Source organism: Mycolicibacterium fallax, from assembly GCF_010726955.1.
Taxonomy (GTDB): domain Bacteria; phylum Actinomycetota; class Actinomycetes; order Mycobacteriales; family Mycobacteriaceae; genus Mycobacterium; species Mycobacterium fallax.
The window spans coordinates 358,939-373,808 of record NZ_AP022603.1 but is presented as its reverse complement, the minus strand read 5'-3'; the positions used below and the strand labels follow the sequence as shown (position 1 = coordinate 373,808).

Here is a 14,870-nt window from a genome sequence, read left to right as displayed (position 1 = left end):
CACTACATGAAAGTGAGCCACCGTGGAGACCTACGACGTAGCGGTGATCGGATACGGGCCGACCGGCGCAACCGCGGCCAATCTGCTCGGCCAACAGGGCCTGCGGGTGGCGGTGATCGAACGCGATCCCGACATCTACGGCCGCGCCCGGGCCATCTCCACCGATGAGGAGGTCATGCGCATCTGGCAGTCGGTGGGGCTGGCCGACCGGCGCAACCGCGGCCAATCTGCTCGGCCAACAGGGCCTGCGGGTGGCGGTGATCGAACGCGATCCCGACATCTACGGCCGCGCCCGGGCCATCTCCACCGATGAGGAGGTCATGCGCATCTGGCAGTCGGTGGGGCTGGCCGACCGGCTGCAGGCCGACATGATGCCCAACCGCCCGGTGGCCTTCGTCGACGCCGACGGGATCGCCTTCATCGAGTCCGCCCTCGCCGGCGGCGCGGCCGGGCATCCCGCACAGCAGTTCCTCTACCAGCCGGTGGTCGACGAGGTGCTGCGCCACGGCGTCGAGCGATTCGGCACCGTCGAGATCCTGCTCGAGCACGAATGCCTGCGGGTCGCCGACACCGACGACGGCGTCGAACTGCTGCTGGTCGACCATCGCGGCGACGAACTGCGACGACTGCGTGCGCGCTACGTGATCGCCGCCGACGGCGGATCCTCGCCCACCCGAGGCCAATTGGGCGTGTCGTACAGCGGGCGGACCTACGAGGAACGCTGGATCGTGATCGACACCGAGATCATCCAGGAATGGGCCGGTCACGACCTGATGCGCTTCCACTGCGACCCGGCCCGGCCGATGGTCGACTGCCCGACCCCGCTCGGGCACCACCGCTGGGAGTTCCCCGTCCAGGACGACGAGGATGAGGGCGAGCTGCTGACCGACACGGCGATCTGGACACTGCTGCGCCGCCGCGGGATCGGGCCCGACAACGTCAAGATCCTGCGCGCGGTCTGCTACAGCCACCACGTCCGGGTCGCCGACCGCTGGCGCGTCGGGCGGGTATTCCTGGCCGGCGACGCCGCGCACGCCATGCCGCCGTGGATCGGTCAGGGCATGGGCGCGGGGGTCCGCGACGTGGCCAACCTGTGCTGGAAGATCGCCGCCGTGCTGCGCGGCGAGGCGCCCGACCGGCTGCTGGACTCCTATCAGGCCGAACGCAAGCCGCACGTCACCGAGGTGACCCGGCGCGCCGTGCTGGTCGGCCGCGTCATCAACGAGCGGCGGCGCTGGCTCGCGACCGCCCGCAATCGCGGATTGCGGGCGCTCTCCAGGGTCCCGGGCCTGGTCACGTGGGCGCAGCGGTTCTGGTGGATTCCGGAGGCCCGCTACCGCGACGGCTTCTTCGTCGGCGACCATCGCGCGGCCGGGCGGCAGCTGCCGCAGCCCCGGGTGCGGCGGGCCGACGGCACCGCCGTGCGCCTGGACGACCTGCTGGGCGGCCGGTGGACGCTGCTGCACCTGGGCGCACCGCCGGCCGGCACCGCCGCGTGGACCGCCCGCGGGGTGCCCGCCCTCGACCTCGCCGCGCCGGACGTCTCCGGGGTCCTGACCGCCTGGATGCACCGCTACCAGGCCACCGCCGTCATCGTGCGACCGGACGGGTTCGTCTACGCCGCAACACAATCCGGCAGACCGTTGCCCGCCCCGCCAATCCCCGCCCACACCACGATCGGAGTCTCCGCATGATCACCAGCCCATTGACCGAACGCATCGTCACCGTGTCCGGCAAGCCGATCTTCGTCGCCGAACACGGCGCCGGGCCCGCGGTGGTGATGCTGCACGGCGGCGGCCCCGGCGCGTCCGGCGTCTCGAACTTCGCCCGCAACATCGACGCCCTGGGCCGCACCTTCCGGGTGATCGTGCCCGACCTGCCCGGCTACGGCCGCTCCGCCAAGGGTGTCGACCAGTCCGACCCGTTCGGCTACCTGGCCGACATGATCCGGGGGCTGCTCGACGAACTGGGCATCGACACCGCCCACCTGGTCGGCAACTCCTACGGGGGTGCCGCCGCGCTGCGGCTCGCCCTGGACACCCCGGGCCGCGTCGGCAAGCTGGTGCTGATGGGTCCCGGCGGTATCGGTACCACCCGCGGGGCGCCGACCGCCGGGCTCAAGCACCTGCTCGGCTACTACGGCGGTGCAGGTCCGAGCCGCGAGAAGCTGGCCGACTTCGTCCGCAACTACCTGGTCTACGACGGCGCCTCGGTGCCCGACGACCTCATCGATGCGCGCTATGCGGCGTCACTGGATCCCGAGGTGGTCGCCGATCCCCCGCTGCGCCGGCCGTCCGGGCCACTGGCGCTGCGCACGCTGTGGCGGATGGACCTCACCCGCGACCGGAGGCTGCGGCGGCTGGCGACCCCGACACTGGTGCTGTGGGGCCGCGACGATTTGGTCAACAAACCGGCGGGCGGTCCGATGCTGTTGCACACCATGCCCAACGCCGAGCTGGTGATGACGTCGCACACCGGGCATTGGATGCAGTGGGAACGCGCCGAGCTGTTCAACGAACTCGTCGCCGGGTTCCTCTCGAACGACTCGAGGCTGGCCCATGCCTGACATCTTCGGCCAGGTCCACCTCGGCTACGTCGTCATCGAGACCGAGAAGTTCGGCGACTGGCGCAGATTCGGCCGCGACGCCATCGGCATGCACTGCGACGACGCGCTGCCCGACGTGCTGCGGTTCCGGCTCGACGCGCAGCGTTGCCGGTTCCTGCTGCAGCGCGGCCCGGCCGAGGACGTGTCGGCGCTGGGCTGGCAGGTCGACGACCACGGGAGCTTCGACGAGATTCTGGCCCGGCTCACCGGCCACGGCGTCCCGCTGGTCGAGGGCGGCGCCGAGGCGGCCGCGCTGCGCGGGGTCGAACGCTTCGTCCGGTTCCCGGGGCACAACGGGCTGGCGCAGGAGATCTTCACCTGCGCCCACACCGACGACGCACCGACCGCGATGGCCACCGGCGGCGGATTCGTAACCGGCGCAGCGGGACTGGGCCACGTCGCGATCGTGTCGAAGCAACCCGAACGGCTGCACGATTACTACCGCACGCTCTTCGACGCCCGGCTGTCGGATTTCATCAACGACACGATCGGCGGGCTGAAGTTCAAGATCCGCTTCCTGCGGGTCAACGAGCGGCACCACTCGGTGGCGATCGCGGCGGTGAATCGACTGCCCATCAACCCGATTCGCACCCGCGTGCAGCACCTCAACATCCAGGTGGCCGATCTCGACGATCTGACGGAGTCCTATCGACGGGTCACCGAGCTGGGTTTCGGTATGGCACTGGACGTCGGCCAGCACACCAATGACCGGGAACTGTCCTACTACGCGGTGAGCCCGTCCGGTTTCGAATGGGAGGTCGGGTGGAATCCGCTCGTCGTGGACGAGGACGTCTGGCAGCCGAGCACCCATGAGGGCATCAGCATCTGGGGCCACACCCCGGCACCGCGGTCCATTCCCGAACTGATCGACCAGCTGAAAACGAGCGCACGCTCCCTGACCCGCGACGAAGCTACGGTTGCGGTGTGACGGCACGCATCGACACCCATCACCACATGATCCCGCCCGACTATCGAAAGGCGCTGCGGCGGGCGGGTATCGACGACGCGGGCGGCCGGGGGCTGCCGCAGTGGAGCCCCGATGCTTCACTGCAGACGATGGACGCGCTCGGTGTCGCGACCGCGATCCTGTCGGTGTCCACCCCGGGCACGACGTTCATGGCCGCCGAGGCCGATGCGGCGGCGCTCGCCCGCGACGTCAACGACTTCGGCGCGGCACTGGTGAACGAACGGCCGGACCGGTTCGGCTTCTTCGCCACCGTCCCGCTGCCACAACCGAATTCGGCCGTCACCGAGGCGGTTCGGGCGCTCGACGAACTGCACGCCGACGGCGTGGTGCTGCTGGCCAATACCGCCGGGCACTACCTCGGAGCCGACGGGTCAGACGCGTTGTTCGCCGCGCTGGACGCCCGCTCGGCGGTGGTCTTTGTGCACCCCGCCGAACTGCCCGGGCCGGCGGTCCCCGACGTGCCGCCGTTCGCCGCGGATTTCCTGCTGGACACCACGCGCGCGGCATACCTGTTGGTGCGCAACGGGATCGTGCGACGGTACCCCAACATCCGGTTTCTGCTCAGTCACGGCGGCGGCTTCGTTCCGTACGCGGCGCAGCGGCTGGCGCTGGCGATCACCGCCGACACCGGCCGCAGCGTCGCCGACGTCCTCGACGACTTCGCCGGGTTCCACTTCGACACCGCGCTGTCGTCGAGTGCGGCCGGGCTGCCCACGCTGCTGGCGTTCGCCCGGCCCGGGCACGTCACATTCGGCTCGGACTGGCCGTTCGCGCCGTCGGCGGCGGGCCTGCTGTTCGCGGCCGGGCTGGAAACCTACCCCGGGCTCGACGCGGACGGGCGCACCGCGATCGAACGCGACAACGCCCTGGCGCTGTTCCCCCGGTTGGGCGCCGCGTCTCCGCCCGGGCCGCCGTCGGCCCCGCACCGGGTGCGGCACCGGGTCTCCCGCGCGGTGATGCGCGGCGTCACCCGGTTGATCCAGCCGGGATAGGGATCGGGCCGGATCAGCTCAGACTGAGGTCCGCGTCGGAGGCGTAGACGCCGAGCAGGTCGCGGGCGGACACGATGCCGGCCAGCGCACCGGCCCGCTCGACCAGGATGTGCCGGATATAGCGATCGGTCATCCGGGTCGCCGCCTTGGCGACGGAGTCCTCGGCCTCGCACCACACCAGCTTGTTGGTGGCGATGTCGGCGGCCCGCACCGTGCTGGGGTCGTCGCCGGCGGCGACCACCCGGACCACATCGCGCTCGCTGAGCACCGCGGTCGGGCGGGCCTCGTCGCCGACGACCAGGACGCCGACACCCTTGTCGACGATCGCCTTGGCCGCCTCGGCCACCGAGGCGGCGGCCGGGATCCGGACCACCGCGTCACCGATCAGATCCGCGACGACGATTGAGCCTGCTGTGGGGATGCCAGTCATGCAACCAGTCTCTCATCGCCGCCGCCACCGGCCACAGGGACCTCGGTCACCGGTTCGGGGACCGCGGCCGCGGACCGGCTCAGAGCGTGGCGGGCCGGATCACCACGACCGACGTGGTCCGCCGGCCGGCGTCGCGCAGCAAGGCCATCACCCGGCCGTCCGGCGCCACCGCAGCGTAAATCCCGTCGATGCCGGCCGGTTCCAGCGCCCGGCCGTGCCCGACGTCGATCACCTGCTCGGCGCTCAGGTCGCGGCGAGGGAAGCCCAGCAGGCACGCCTCGTCGAGGGTGTAGCTCAGCGCCGGCCGCTCGGCCAGCGCCGCCAGGGTGTGAGCCTGGTCCAGCCCGAAGCTGCCGACCCGGGTGCGCCGCAGCGCGGTCAGGTGCCCACCGACCCCGAGGTCGGCGCCGATGTCGCGGGCCAACGCCCGGATGTAGGTGCCCGAGGAGCAGTCCACCTCCACCTCGACGTCGATGCAGCCGTCGACCCGGCGCACCCCCAGCACCTCGAACCGGGTGATCCGCACCGGGCGGGCGGCCAGCTCGACCGTCTCGCCCTCGCGGGCGCGCTGGTAGGCCCGCTTGCCGTCGACCTTGATCGCGCTGACCGCCGACGGGCGCTGCAGGATGTCGCCGCGCTGGGCCGCCACCGCCGCCTCGATGGCGGCGTCGTCGAGACCGGCGGTGTCGGTCCGGGTCAGCGGCTCGCCCTCGGCGTCGTCGGTCGAGGTGGTCTGGCCCAGCCGGATCGTCGCGGCGTAGGACTTGGCGGTCCCGGCGATCAGCCCGAGGATCTTGGTGGCGCGCTCGACGCCGATGACCAGCACACCGGTGGCCATCGGATCCAGGGTGCCCGCGTGGCCGACCTTGCGGGTGCCGAAGATCCGCCGGCAGCGGCCGACCACGTCGTGGCTGGTCATGCCGCCCGGCTTGTCGACCACGACGATCCCCGGCGGCGGGGCGCTCTCGCTCACAGGACTGTCGGTTCGCTCCGCTTGGGCTCCGGTCCTCGCTGCGGTCCTCGCTGCGCTGCGGTCCTCGCTGCGGTCCTCACCCGCGCTCTCGCTCACAGGACCGTCGCCGTCAACGCGAGGCCGGCGGCCACCGACCAGCGGCCGGCCAACTCGACCAGCGGCGGCCCGAACTCGGTGGCCGGGTCGATCAGGATCCGGGACCGGAAGGTGCCGTCCGCGGTCGGCTCCGGTCCGCCGCCCAGCCGCTGCACCTCGAAGGTGATATGGGCGTCCTCGAAGCCGAGCCAGCGGCGCGTCAGCGGATACCAGGCCTTGTACGTCGCCTCCTTGGCGCAGAACAGGATCCGATCCCAGTGCAGCTCGCCGGGCAGCTCGCCCAGTTCGGCCCGTTCGATCGGCAGGCTGATCGCCGGCAGCACACCGGCGGGCAGCACGTCGTGCGGTTCGGCGTCGATGCCGATCGAGCGCACCTCGGCGGCGCGGGCGACCGCCGCACCGCGGTAGCCCTCGGTGTGCGTGATGGAGCCGACGATGCCCTCGGGCCACAGCGGTTCGCCCTTGTCCCCCTTCAGGATCGGCGCGGGCGCCACCCCGAGCTCGGCCAGCGCCACCCGGGCGCAGTGCCGCACCGAGATGAACTCGTTGCGGCGCTTGGCCACCGACTTGGCGATCAGCGGCTCCTCCTCGGGCAGCGCCGTCGCCCCGGGCGGGTCGGTGAAGGACTCCGCGGTGTGCACCGTCGTCGCGGGCAGCACCGCCGAGATCAGGGTGGGCGCGCCGCCGGTCATCCGCGCCGCCGCATGATCCGGTCCCGCACCTTCTCGGACTGCTCGCGCATTTCCGCGGTGATCATGAAGTGCCCGCCGAACTCGTTGAGGTAGCCCGGCGCGTACTGCGGGTCGGGCAGGATCTGCCGCATCCACCGGTAGGGCTTGCGGCGCCGCCACTCCCGCGGGTAGCCGACCGAGACCTCCTCGAACCGGACGTCGTCGTACCAGGTGGTTCGCGGAATGTGCAGATGCCCGTAGACCGAGCAGACCGCGTTGTAGCGGGTGTGCCAATCGGCGGTGGCCGTCGTCCCGCACCACAGCGAGAACTCCGGGTAGAACAGCACATCGCAGGGTTCCCGCACCATCGGAAAGTGATTGACCAGCACCGTCGGGGTCATCCAGTCCAGCTCGTCGAGGCGCTTGCGGGTGTGCTTGAGCCGGTCACGACACCAGGCGTCCTTGGTGGCATACGGTTCGCTGGAGAGCAGGAACTCGTCGGTGGCCACGACGTTCTTGTCCTTGGCGATCGCCAGTCCCTCGGCCTTGGTGCCCGCCCCGGCGGGCAGGAAGGTGTAGTCGTAGAGCAGGAACATCGGAACGATGGTGGCCGGGCCGCCCTCCTCGGTCCACACCGGGAACGGGTGCTCGGGGGTGAGCACACCCATCTCGTCGCACATCTGCACCAGGTAGTCATAGCGGGACCGGCCGAACACCTGGACCGGGTCCTTGCCGGTGGTCCACAACTCGTGGTTGCCCGGCACCCAGATCACCTTGGCGAATCGCTTGCGCAGCAGGTCCAGCGACCAGCGGATCTCGTCGGTGCGCTCGGCGACGTCGCCGGCGACGATCAGCCAGTCGTCCGGCGTGGACGGGAACAGCGACTCGGTGACCGGCTTGTTGCCGGTGTGCCCGGTGTGCAGGTCGCTGATCGCCCACAGCGTGGGGCGCGTTCTGCCCTGGACTCCGGTGACCACGGTTGACCAGCCTACTGACCACCCCGTCGCCGGCACCCGCGCCCGCACCGCGATTGCCGCAGGTTGCGGTTTCCTGTCTGGACGCTGACTGTGGCCCGTTACACTCCCGGCAAGGTTGTTCCCGACGGGAGAGGTTCCGATGCTTGCCAAGCTGCGTTTGCTGGCCGCACTGACGGCGGTGCTCGCCGCTGCCGTGCTGACGGTGCAGACCACCGGATCCGGCGATCCGCTGGTCGACGACGTGGCGGTGTCCCCCAGCGTGGAACTGCGCAACACCGATGTGCCGATGAGCACCACCCGCCGGCCGGTGCTGAATCTGACCGACCCGTCGCCGTTCGATCCGTGCCGCGACATCCCGGTGGAGGTCACCGACGGCCTCGGGCTGGGCTTCACCCCGCCGGTCCCCGAGGACGGGCTGCGCTGCCACTACGACGCCGGGAACTACCAGATGGCCGTCGAGGCGTTCGTCTGGCGCACCTATGAGCAGACCCTGCCGCCGGATGCCGTCGAGCTGGACATCAACGGGCACCGCGCCGCGTGGTACTGGGTGATGAAGCCCACCGACTGGAACAACCGCTGGTGGTTCACCTGCATGGTCACCTTCAAGACCAGCTACGGGGTGCTGCAGCAGTCGTTGTTCTACGCACCGAACTGGTCGCCGAACGGCCCGGACTGCATCCAGGAGAACCTGATGCGGGCCCATCAACTGACCCCGTACTACAAGTTCTGATTACCCTGGCGGGGTGCCGTCGCCGTCCCGCATCGCCCACCGTGCGCTGAGCCGGATCTGCGGTCTTCCCGCGCCGACGCACCGCTACCGGGTGCACCGCGGGGTGGTCGTCCCGATGCGCGACGGCGTCGAGTTGCTGGCCGACCACTACGCGCCCGAGCGGGCCGTCGGGACGCTGTTGGTGCGCAGTCCCTACGGCCGCGGTTTCCCGTTCGCGCCGCTGTACGCCGCGGCCTACGCCGCCCGCGGCTACCACGTCATCCTGCAGAGCGTGCGGGGCACCTTCGGCTCCGGCGGCGACTTCGACCCGGCCGTCAACGAGGCCGCCGACGGCCTGGACACCGCCGCCTGGCTGCGTGAACAGCCTTGGTACACCCGATCTTTCGGCACCATCGGACTGTCCTACCTGGGCCAGACCCAGTTCGCGCTGATGCAGGATCCGCCGCCGGATCTGGCCGCGGCGGTGATCGTGGTCGGCGTGCACGACTTCGCCGAGGCCACCTGGGGCACCGGCGCGTTCACCGTCAACGACTTCCTCGGCTGGAGCGCGGCGATCAGCCGTCAGGAGGACAACGAACCACTGTCCGCGCTGCTGCGGGCGCCGCGCAACCGCGCCGAGGTCCGCCGCGCCGCCGGCGCGCTGCCGCTCGGCGCGGCGGGCCGGGCGCTGCTCGGCGACGGCGCACCGTGGTGGGAACGCTGGGCCGGCCACCCCGACGTCGAGGACCCGTTCTGGCGGCCCTACCGGCACTACGGCGGGCTGGAGCATCCCCGGGTGCCGGTGCTGCTGATCGGCGGCTGGAGCGATTTGTTCCTCGATCAGACGGTGGCCCAATACCGGATGCTGCGGGACCGCGGCGCCGAGGTGGCACTGACCGTCGGGCCGTGGACGCACGGCCAGATGATGACCCGCGCCGCTGCCCTGGTGCTGCGGGAGTCGCTGGACTGGCTGGGCAGCCGGGTCGGCGACCGGCCGGCGCGGCCGCGGCCCCGCACCCGGATCTTCGTCACCGGCGCGCAGCGCTGGAGCGAGCTGCCCGACTGGCCGCCGGCGGCGGACACCCACACCCTCTACATCGAGCCGGGCCGACTCGATGCCCAGCCGGGCGGGCCGGCCGCGCCGTCGTCGTTCACCTTCGACCCGCGCCGGCCCACCCCCACCCTCGGCGGCCGACTGCTGTCCCCGGACGCCGGGCGCCGCCGCGACGACGCCCTGGCCGCGCGCCCGGACGTGCTCAGCTTCACCGGCCCGGCGCTGACCGACGACCTGGAGGTACACGGCAACCCGGTGGTGGGTCTGGCGCACACCTGCGACAACCCGAATTTCGACGTCTTCGTGCGGGTCAGCGAGGTCGATCGGCGGGGCCGCTCGCGCAATGTCAGCGACGGGTTCCGGCGCTTCACCGGCGACGACGACGGGCCGGTGCGGCTGCGGCTCGACGAGATCGCCCACCGGTTCGCGGCCGGCTCGCGGATCCGGCTGCTGATCGCCGGCGGCTCGCACCCGCGGTTTGTGCGCAACCTCGGCACCGGGGAACCCCCGGCCGACGGGACCGGGCTGCGGGCGTCCACCCAGGCCATCGGCCACGGCGGGGCCTCCCGGCTGCTGCTTCCGGTGCGGCGCTGACCGACAGCGGCGCTAACCCACCGCGGCGCTGACCCGTGCGGTGATCCCCGCGAGGGCATCGGTGGGTTGAACCGGGGGCACCGCCCCGGCCGGCACCGGCAGCTCCAGCCAGCTGCGGCAGCCGCCGAACTCCGGGGTCCGGGCCAGCTCGATCGGCTCCGGCAGCGCCCGGACCGCCAGGACCAGCACCGTCAGCCGCTGCCGCGGCCGGAAGTCCAGCCGGTCGGCGCGCACCGATTCGGTGGTCCAGATGTGCAGATCCTCGATCTCCTGGAGGCCCTCGGTCCGGTCTACCTGCACCGCTCCGGTGACCCGGGCCGCGGCCCCGATCAGCACCCGCTGCGCGGTGCTGTCGGCGGCGGCCCGCCCGAGCAGGTCGCGGTGCTCGGGCCGGAGCCGCTCGGCGTGGCCGTGCGCGACGGTCGGGAACAGCAGGAACTCCCCGGCGCTGACCCGGAAGCGCTTCTCGTGGATGCCGCCCTTGCGCAGCAGCACCCGCTGGCGTCCGTCCAGCAGGGCGTGCACGGCCGCGCTCCACTCCTTGAGCGCGGGAACGCTCACCGGGGCTGCGCGGCGATCCGCGCGGCCGTCGCCGGCGGTTCCAGGCCCCGCAGTTCGGTGATGTTTCGGCACATGTACGCCAATGTAGGCCCGCCGCTGGGCGGGCGCTACGGTGGCGAAATGACCACCCCCGCCGGATCCGACATTCTGCTGGTCGACATCACCGACCGGATCGCCACCCTGACGCTGAACCGGCCGCAGGCCCGCAACGCGCTGTCCAGCGCGCTGCGCGACCGGTTCTTCACCGCGCTGACCGACGCCGACGCCGACCCGGACGTCGACGTCATCATCTTCACCGCCGCCGACCCGGTGTTCTGCGCCGGAGTGGACCTCAAGGAACTCGGCGCCAGCACCGAGTTGCCGGACCTGTCGCCGCAATGGCCGGCGCTGAGCACCCCGGTGATCGGCGCCATCAACGGCGCCGCGGTCACCGGCGGGCTGGAACTCGCGCTGTACTGCGACATCCTGATCGCCTCGGAGAACGCCCGGTTCGCCGACACCCACGCCCGGGTGGGCATCATGCCGACCTGGGGCATGAGCGTGCGGCTGCCGCAGAAGGTGGGGGTCGGCCTGGCCCGCCGGATGAGCCTGACCGGCGATTACCTGTCGGCGGCTGATGCGCTGCGGGCCGGGCTGGTCAGCGAGGTGGTGCCGCACGATCAGCTGCAGCAGGCCGCCCGCGCGGTGGCCACCTCGATCGTCGGCAACAACCGCGCGGCGGTGGCCGCGCTGCTGAGCTCCTACCACCGGATCGACGAGGCGGCGACCGCGCCCGCGCTGTGGCTGGAAGCCGACGCCGCCCGGGCCTGGGCGCGCAGCACCACCGGCGACGCGATCGCCGCCAACCGCGAGGCCGTCATGCAGCGCGGCCGCAGCCAGGTGCAGTAGCCCGCCGGTTTGCCGCCCGGCGGTTTGCCGCCCGCCGGGGGCCGCCCCGGCGGGCAGAATGTGCACTGTGTCCGAGCCGCCGGAGTATCCGCCCGCCTATCTGCCCCCGCAGCCGGCTCCGCCCGGTTACCCGCCGCCCGGCTATCCCCCGCCCGGCTGTCCCCCGCCGCCGGCCCGGGCACCGCTGGGCGGCGCGCGGATCGCCGACATCGTCGCGACGGCCTTCCTGTGCATCGCCCAACTGAGCCTGTCGGCGTTCGGGCTGCTGTGGTCGCTGTTCTTCCCGATGGCGATGGACACGTGTTCGGCCCGCACCTGCAGCAACGACCTGATGACCGCGGCCTTCGCCGCGGCCTGGGGCGGGATCGGCGCCGCGACGCTGCTCGCGCTGATCGGCGTGGTGCTCGGCGCGACCCGGCGGCGGGTGATGTTCGTCTGGCCGCTGCTGGGCACCATCATCGTGGTGGCCGCATCCGTCGGCGGGGCGCAGCTCGCCACCGCCGCGGGCGGACTGTGATCCCGGCGGGCACAAGCGCCCCGCCCGCCCGATTCAGCCCGGACCCGACACCAGCCAGCGATCCGACAGCGCCCGGCCGCTGACGAACACCAGCCGCAGCACCAAAAACGTCGACAGCCCGGCCCAGATCCCGGCCAGGCCCCAGCCGAACTTCAGCGACAGCCAGATCGGCGGCAGGAAGCCGACCAGCGCGCTGACCAGGGTGGCGTTGCGCATGAAGGTGGCGTCCCCGGCGCCGAGCAGCACCCCGTCCAGCGCGAACACCGCCCCGGCGATCGGCAGCTGCGCCACCAGGAACCACCACGGCACCCCGATCGCGGCGAGCACCGCCGGATCGTCGGTGAACAGCGCGGGCACCGCCCGGGACCCGAGCGCGAAGACACCGGCGAGCACCGCGGCCGCCACGGTGGACAACACCGTCACCCGCACCGCCACCGAGCGGGCATGCGCGCGCAGGCCGGCGCCGAGCGCCGCACCGACCAGTGCCTGCGCGGCGATCGCCAGCGAGTCGAGCACCAGCGCCAGCAGGCTCCACAGCTGCAGCACCACCTGGTGGGCGGCGACGGCGGCGGCCCCGAACCGGGCGGCCACCGCCGCCGCGGAGATGAAGCAGGCCTGGAATGCCAGCGACCGGGCCAGCAGGTCGCGGCCCATCACCAGCTGCGCGCGCAGCAGCGCCCGGTCCGGCCGCAGCGACACCCGTTCGGCGATCAGGGCCCGGCAGAACAGCGCGGCGGCCAGCCACTGGCCGACCAGGTTGGCCACCGCCGAACCCGCCAGCCCCAGCTCCGGGGCGCCGAGCCAGCCGTACACCAGCATCGGGCACAGCAGCGCCGAGACACCGAACCCGATCAGCACGTAGTGCAGCGGGCGACGGGTGTCCTGGATGCCGCGCAGCCAGCCGTTGCCGGCCAGCGAAAGCAGGATCGCGGGCGCACCGAGGATGGCGATCCGCAGCCAGGGCAGCGCGGCCGCCGCGATCGCGCCGCCGTCGGCGATCACCGCCAGCACCGGTACGGCGACGGCCTGCACCACCGCGATGATCCCGGCACCGATCAGCACCGCCAGCCAACTGGCCTGCACGCCCTCGTGCACCGCGCCGCTGCGGTCGCCGGCACCGAACCGGCGGGCCGCCCGCGCCGTGGTGCCGTAGGACAGGAAGGTGCCCTGCGAGGCGACCAGCCCGAGGAGCAGCCCGCCGATCGCCAGACCGGCCAGGCTGACCGCGCCGAGCCGACCCACCACGGCCAGGTCGAACAGCAGGTAGAGCGGTTCGGCGGCCAGCACCCCGAGCGCGGGCAGCGCCAGCGCGGCGATCGCCCGGCCGGTCGGGGCGGCCGGTTCAGCCAACGGCCGCGCGCAGCGCCTCGACGAGCACCGCGATGTCGCCGGTCGCCGAGTAGCCGGCCGCAAATCGGTGCCCGCCGCCGCCGAAACCGCTGGCCACCGGGGACAGGTCGACGGTCTTGGCGCGCAGCGACACCGACCACTGGCCGGGCTGCATCTCCTTGAACACCGCGGCCACGTCGGCCTGCTCGGCGGTCCGCACGATGTCGACGATGCTCTCGATCTCCTCGGCGCGCGCGGCGACGACCTCGCGGTGTTCGACGACGGCGTAGGCCAGTCCCCGGCCGCCGACCGCGTCGGGCAGCAGCTGGGCCGAGGACAGCACCCGGGCGAGCATCGGCAGCCAGCAGAACGGGTGGGTGTCGAGCAGGGTGCGGCTCACCGCGCCGTTGTCGACACCGATTTCGACCAGCCGGGCGGCCAGCAGGTGCGCCCGCGCGCTGGCCCAGCGAAACGACCCGGTGTCGGTGATCAGCCCGGCGTACAGGCAGTGCGCGACGGGCAGGTCGATGGGCTGGTCCCAGGCGTCGAGCAACTCGGCGACCAGCATGGTCGTCGAGTCCGCGGCGGCGTCGACGAAGTTGACGCTGCCGAACAGCTGGTTGGACGCGTGGTGGTCGATGACCAGCACCGGCCGGCCGCAGTCCGGTCCGGTCAGCTCGGCCAGCACGCCGAGACGCGACGGGCTGGGAATGTCGACGGTGACGACCAGGTCCGGGTCGGAGCTGACCCGGTCCGGAGCGACCAGCAGATGACCACCGGGCAGGCTGCGCAGCGACTCCGGCAGCGCCGACGGCCGGGCGAAGCTGACCGTCACCCGCTTGCCGAGCCGGTCCAGCACCTGGGCCAGCGCCAGTCCGGCACCGATGGTGTCGGCGTCGGGAAACACGTGCGCGACGATGACGATGTCGTTGGCCGCGGCCAGCACCGCCGCGGCCCCGCGCGCGTCGACGCGGGCGCCCACCGTCAGCGACTCAGCCGACGGATCGACCGTGGTCACCGGTGTCCCGCAGGTCGGTTTCCCCGTCCGGCCCCCCGGCCTCGTGCTCGTCGGCGGCGCTGCGGTACGGGTCGGCATCGCCGGCCGGCACCGCGCCGGCGCGGGCCCGGGCCACCTCGGCGTCCGCCGCCCGGGCGGCCGCCAGCAGCTCCTCCATCCGGTTCGCGACGTCCGGCACGGTGTCCCGCACGAAGGTCAGCGTCGGGGTGAACCGGACACCGGTTCCCGCGCCGACCTTCGAGCGCAGCACACCCTTGGCGCTCTCCAGGGCCGCGGCGGCCCCGGCGTAGTCCGGCTCCTGCTGCAGCGACGTGCCCAGCACCGTGTAGTACAGGGTGGCGTCGTGCAGGTCGCCGGTGACCTTCGAGTCGGTGATCGTCACCCCGGCCAGCCGGGGATCCTTGATCTCGTACTCGATCGCCGAGGCGACGATCGTCGCGATCCGCTTGGCGAGCCGCTTGGCCCGGGCCGGATCAGCCATGCCGACTC

18 protein-coding genes are annotated in these 14,870 nt (G+C 72.4%); 9 read left to right on the top strand and 9 right to left on the bottom strand.

Going from position 1 to position 14,870, the window contains the following annotated elements; genetic code table 11:
• Positions 1–22: 22 nt before the first annotated feature.
• The 5 genes from G6N10_RS20695 to G6N10_RS01760 are packed head-to-tail and all read left to right on the top strand — an operon-like array spanning position 23 to position 4,564.
• Positions 23–313, top strand: a complete 291-nt coding sequence (locus tag G6N10_RS20695) for an FAD-dependent monooxygenase (RefSeq protein WP_163742154.1) — start codon at positions 23–25, stop codon at positions 311–313.
• Positions 228–1,694: a bifunctional 3-(3-hydroxy-phenyl)propionate/3-hydroxycinnamic acid hydroxylase gene (locus tag G6N10_RS01775; protein ID WP_407664011.1), complete on the top strand. Its 1,467-nt coding sequence runs from the start codon at positions 228–230 to the stop codon at positions 1,692–1,694. Before G6N10_RS20695 ends, G6N10_RS01775 begins: the two co-directional genes overlap by 86 nt.
• Complete coding sequence (locus G6N10_RS01770; protein WP_085094447.1) at positions 1,691–2,566, top strand: alpha/beta fold hydrolase; 876 nt, start codon at positions 1,691–1,693, stop codon at positions 2,564–2,566. Before G6N10_RS01775 ends, G6N10_RS01770 begins: the two co-directional genes overlap by 4 nt.
• Positions 2,559–3,533, top strand: a complete 975-nt coding sequence (locus tag G6N10_RS01765; protein WP_085094449.1) for a VOC family protein — start codon at positions 2,559–2,561, stop codon at positions 3,531–3,533. The genes G6N10_RS01770 and G6N10_RS01765 overlap by 8 nt, the downstream gene beginning before the upstream one ends.
• Positions 3,534–3,559: 26 nt before the next feature.
• Positions 3,560–4,564, top strand: coding sequence for an amidohydrolase family protein (locus G6N10_RS01760; protein ID WP_085094451.1), 1,005 nt, complete (start codon positions 3,560–3,562; stop codon positions 4,562–4,564).
• A gap of 13 nt (positions 4,565–4,577) precedes the next feature.
• On the opposite strand, the gene G6N10_RS01755 is transcribed toward G6N10_RS01760, so the two are convergent.
• The 4 genes from G6N10_RS01755 to G6N10_RS01740 all read right to left on the bottom strand — a co-directional run bounded on the left by G6N10_RS01755 (position 4,578) and on the right by G6N10_RS01740 (position 7,711).
• A complete protein-coding gene (locus tag G6N10_RS01755) occupies positions 4,578–4,994 on the bottom strand; it encodes a CBS domain-containing protein (protein ID WP_085094453.1) in 417 nt (138 codons plus the stop codon).
• Between the two features lie 79 nt (positions 4,995–5,073).
• Positions 5,074–5,967 (bottom strand): tRNA pseudouridine(55) synthase TruB, encoded by an 894-nt coding sequence (truB, locus tag G6N10_RS01750; protein ID WP_263993587.1) that lies wholly within the window; start codon positions 5,965–5,967, stop codon positions 5,074–5,076.
• 92 nt (positions 5,968–6,059) lie between these two features.
• Complete coding sequence (gene pptT, locus G6N10_RS01745) at positions 6,060–6,755, bottom strand: 4'-phosphopantetheinyl transferase PptT (RefSeq protein WP_085094455.1); 696 nt, start codon at positions 6,753–6,755, stop codon at positions 6,060–6,062.
• On the bottom strand, positions 6,752–7,711 hold the full coding sequence (locus G6N10_RS01740; RefSeq protein WP_085094457.1) for an ACP phosphodiesterase PptH: 960 nt from the start codon (positions 7,709–7,711) through the stop codon (positions 6,752–6,754). The genes pptT and G6N10_RS01740 overlap by 4 nt, the downstream gene beginning before the upstream one ends.
• Before the next feature lie 139 nt (positions 7,712–7,850).
• Between G6N10_RS01740 and G6N10_RS01735 the strand changes: the two genes are divergently transcribed.
• Positions 7,851–8,441, top strand: a complete 591-nt coding sequence (locus G6N10_RS01735; RefSeq protein WP_085094459.1) for a DUF3558 domain-containing protein — start codon at positions 7,851–7,853, stop codon at positions 8,439–8,441.
• Between the two features lie 13 nt (positions 8,442–8,454).
• Entirely contained in the window at positions 8,455–10,068 is a 1,614-nt protein-coding gene (locus G6N10_RS01730) for a CocE/NonD family hydrolase (protein ID WP_234810486.1), read from the top strand.
• Positions 10,069–10,080: 12 nt separating this feature from the next.
• Here the strand turns inward: G6N10_RS01730 and G6N10_RS01725 are convergent, their stop codons facing one another.
• Together G6N10_RS01725 and G6N10_RS01720 are read right to left on the bottom strand one after the other, a co-directional pair.
• Entirely contained in the window at positions 10,081–10,629 is a 549-nt protein-coding gene (locus G6N10_RS01725; protein WP_085094461.1) for a DUF1802 family protein, read from the bottom strand.
• On the bottom strand, positions 10,626–10,703 hold the full coding sequence (locus tag G6N10_RS01720) for a DUF2277 family protein (protein ID WP_234810495.1): 78 nt from the start codon (positions 10,701–10,703) through the stop codon (positions 10,626–10,628). The genes G6N10_RS01725 and G6N10_RS01720 overlap by 4 nt, the downstream gene beginning before the upstream one ends.
• A 46-nt stretch (positions 10,704–10,749) precedes the next feature.
• Between G6N10_RS01720 and G6N10_RS01715 the strand changes: the two genes are divergently transcribed.
• Both G6N10_RS01715 and G6N10_RS01710 read left to right on the top strand, forming a co-directional pair.
• A complete protein-coding gene (locus tag G6N10_RS01715) occupies positions 10,750–11,517 on the top strand; it encodes an enoyl-CoA hydratase (RefSeq protein WP_085094527.1) in 768 nt (255 codons plus the stop codon).
• Between the two features lie 67 nt (positions 11,518–11,584).
• Positions 11,585–12,034, top strand: a complete 450-nt coding sequence (locus tag G6N10_RS01710; protein WP_085094463.1) for a hypothetical protein — start codon at positions 11,585–11,587, stop codon at positions 12,032–12,034.
• Between the two features lie 33 nt (positions 12,035–12,067).
• On the opposite strand, the gene G6N10_RS01705 is transcribed toward G6N10_RS01710, so the two are convergent.
• From G6N10_RS01705 to rbfA, 3 genes are read right to left on the bottom strand one after another with little or no spacing between them, the layout of a single operon-like run.
• Positions 12,068–13,384: an MATE family efflux transporter gene (locus G6N10_RS01705; RefSeq protein ID WP_085094465.1), complete on the bottom strand. Its 1,317-nt coding sequence runs from the start codon at positions 13,382–13,384 to the stop codon at positions 12,068–12,070.
• A complete protein-coding gene (locus tag G6N10_RS01700) occupies positions 13,377–14,381 on the bottom strand; it encodes a DHH family phosphoesterase (protein ID WP_085094467.1) in 1,005 nt (334 codons plus the stop codon). Before G6N10_RS01700 ends, G6N10_RS01705 begins: the two co-directional genes overlap by 8 nt.
• Positions 14,356–14,862: a 30S ribosome-binding factor RbfA gene (gene rbfA, locus G6N10_RS01695; protein ID WP_085094469.1), complete on the bottom strand. Its 507-nt coding sequence runs from the start codon at positions 14,860–14,862 to the stop codon at positions 14,356–14,358. The genes G6N10_RS01700 and rbfA overlap by 26 nt, the downstream gene beginning before the upstream one ends.
• Between the last annotated feature and the right edge of the window lie 8 nt (positions 14,863–14,870).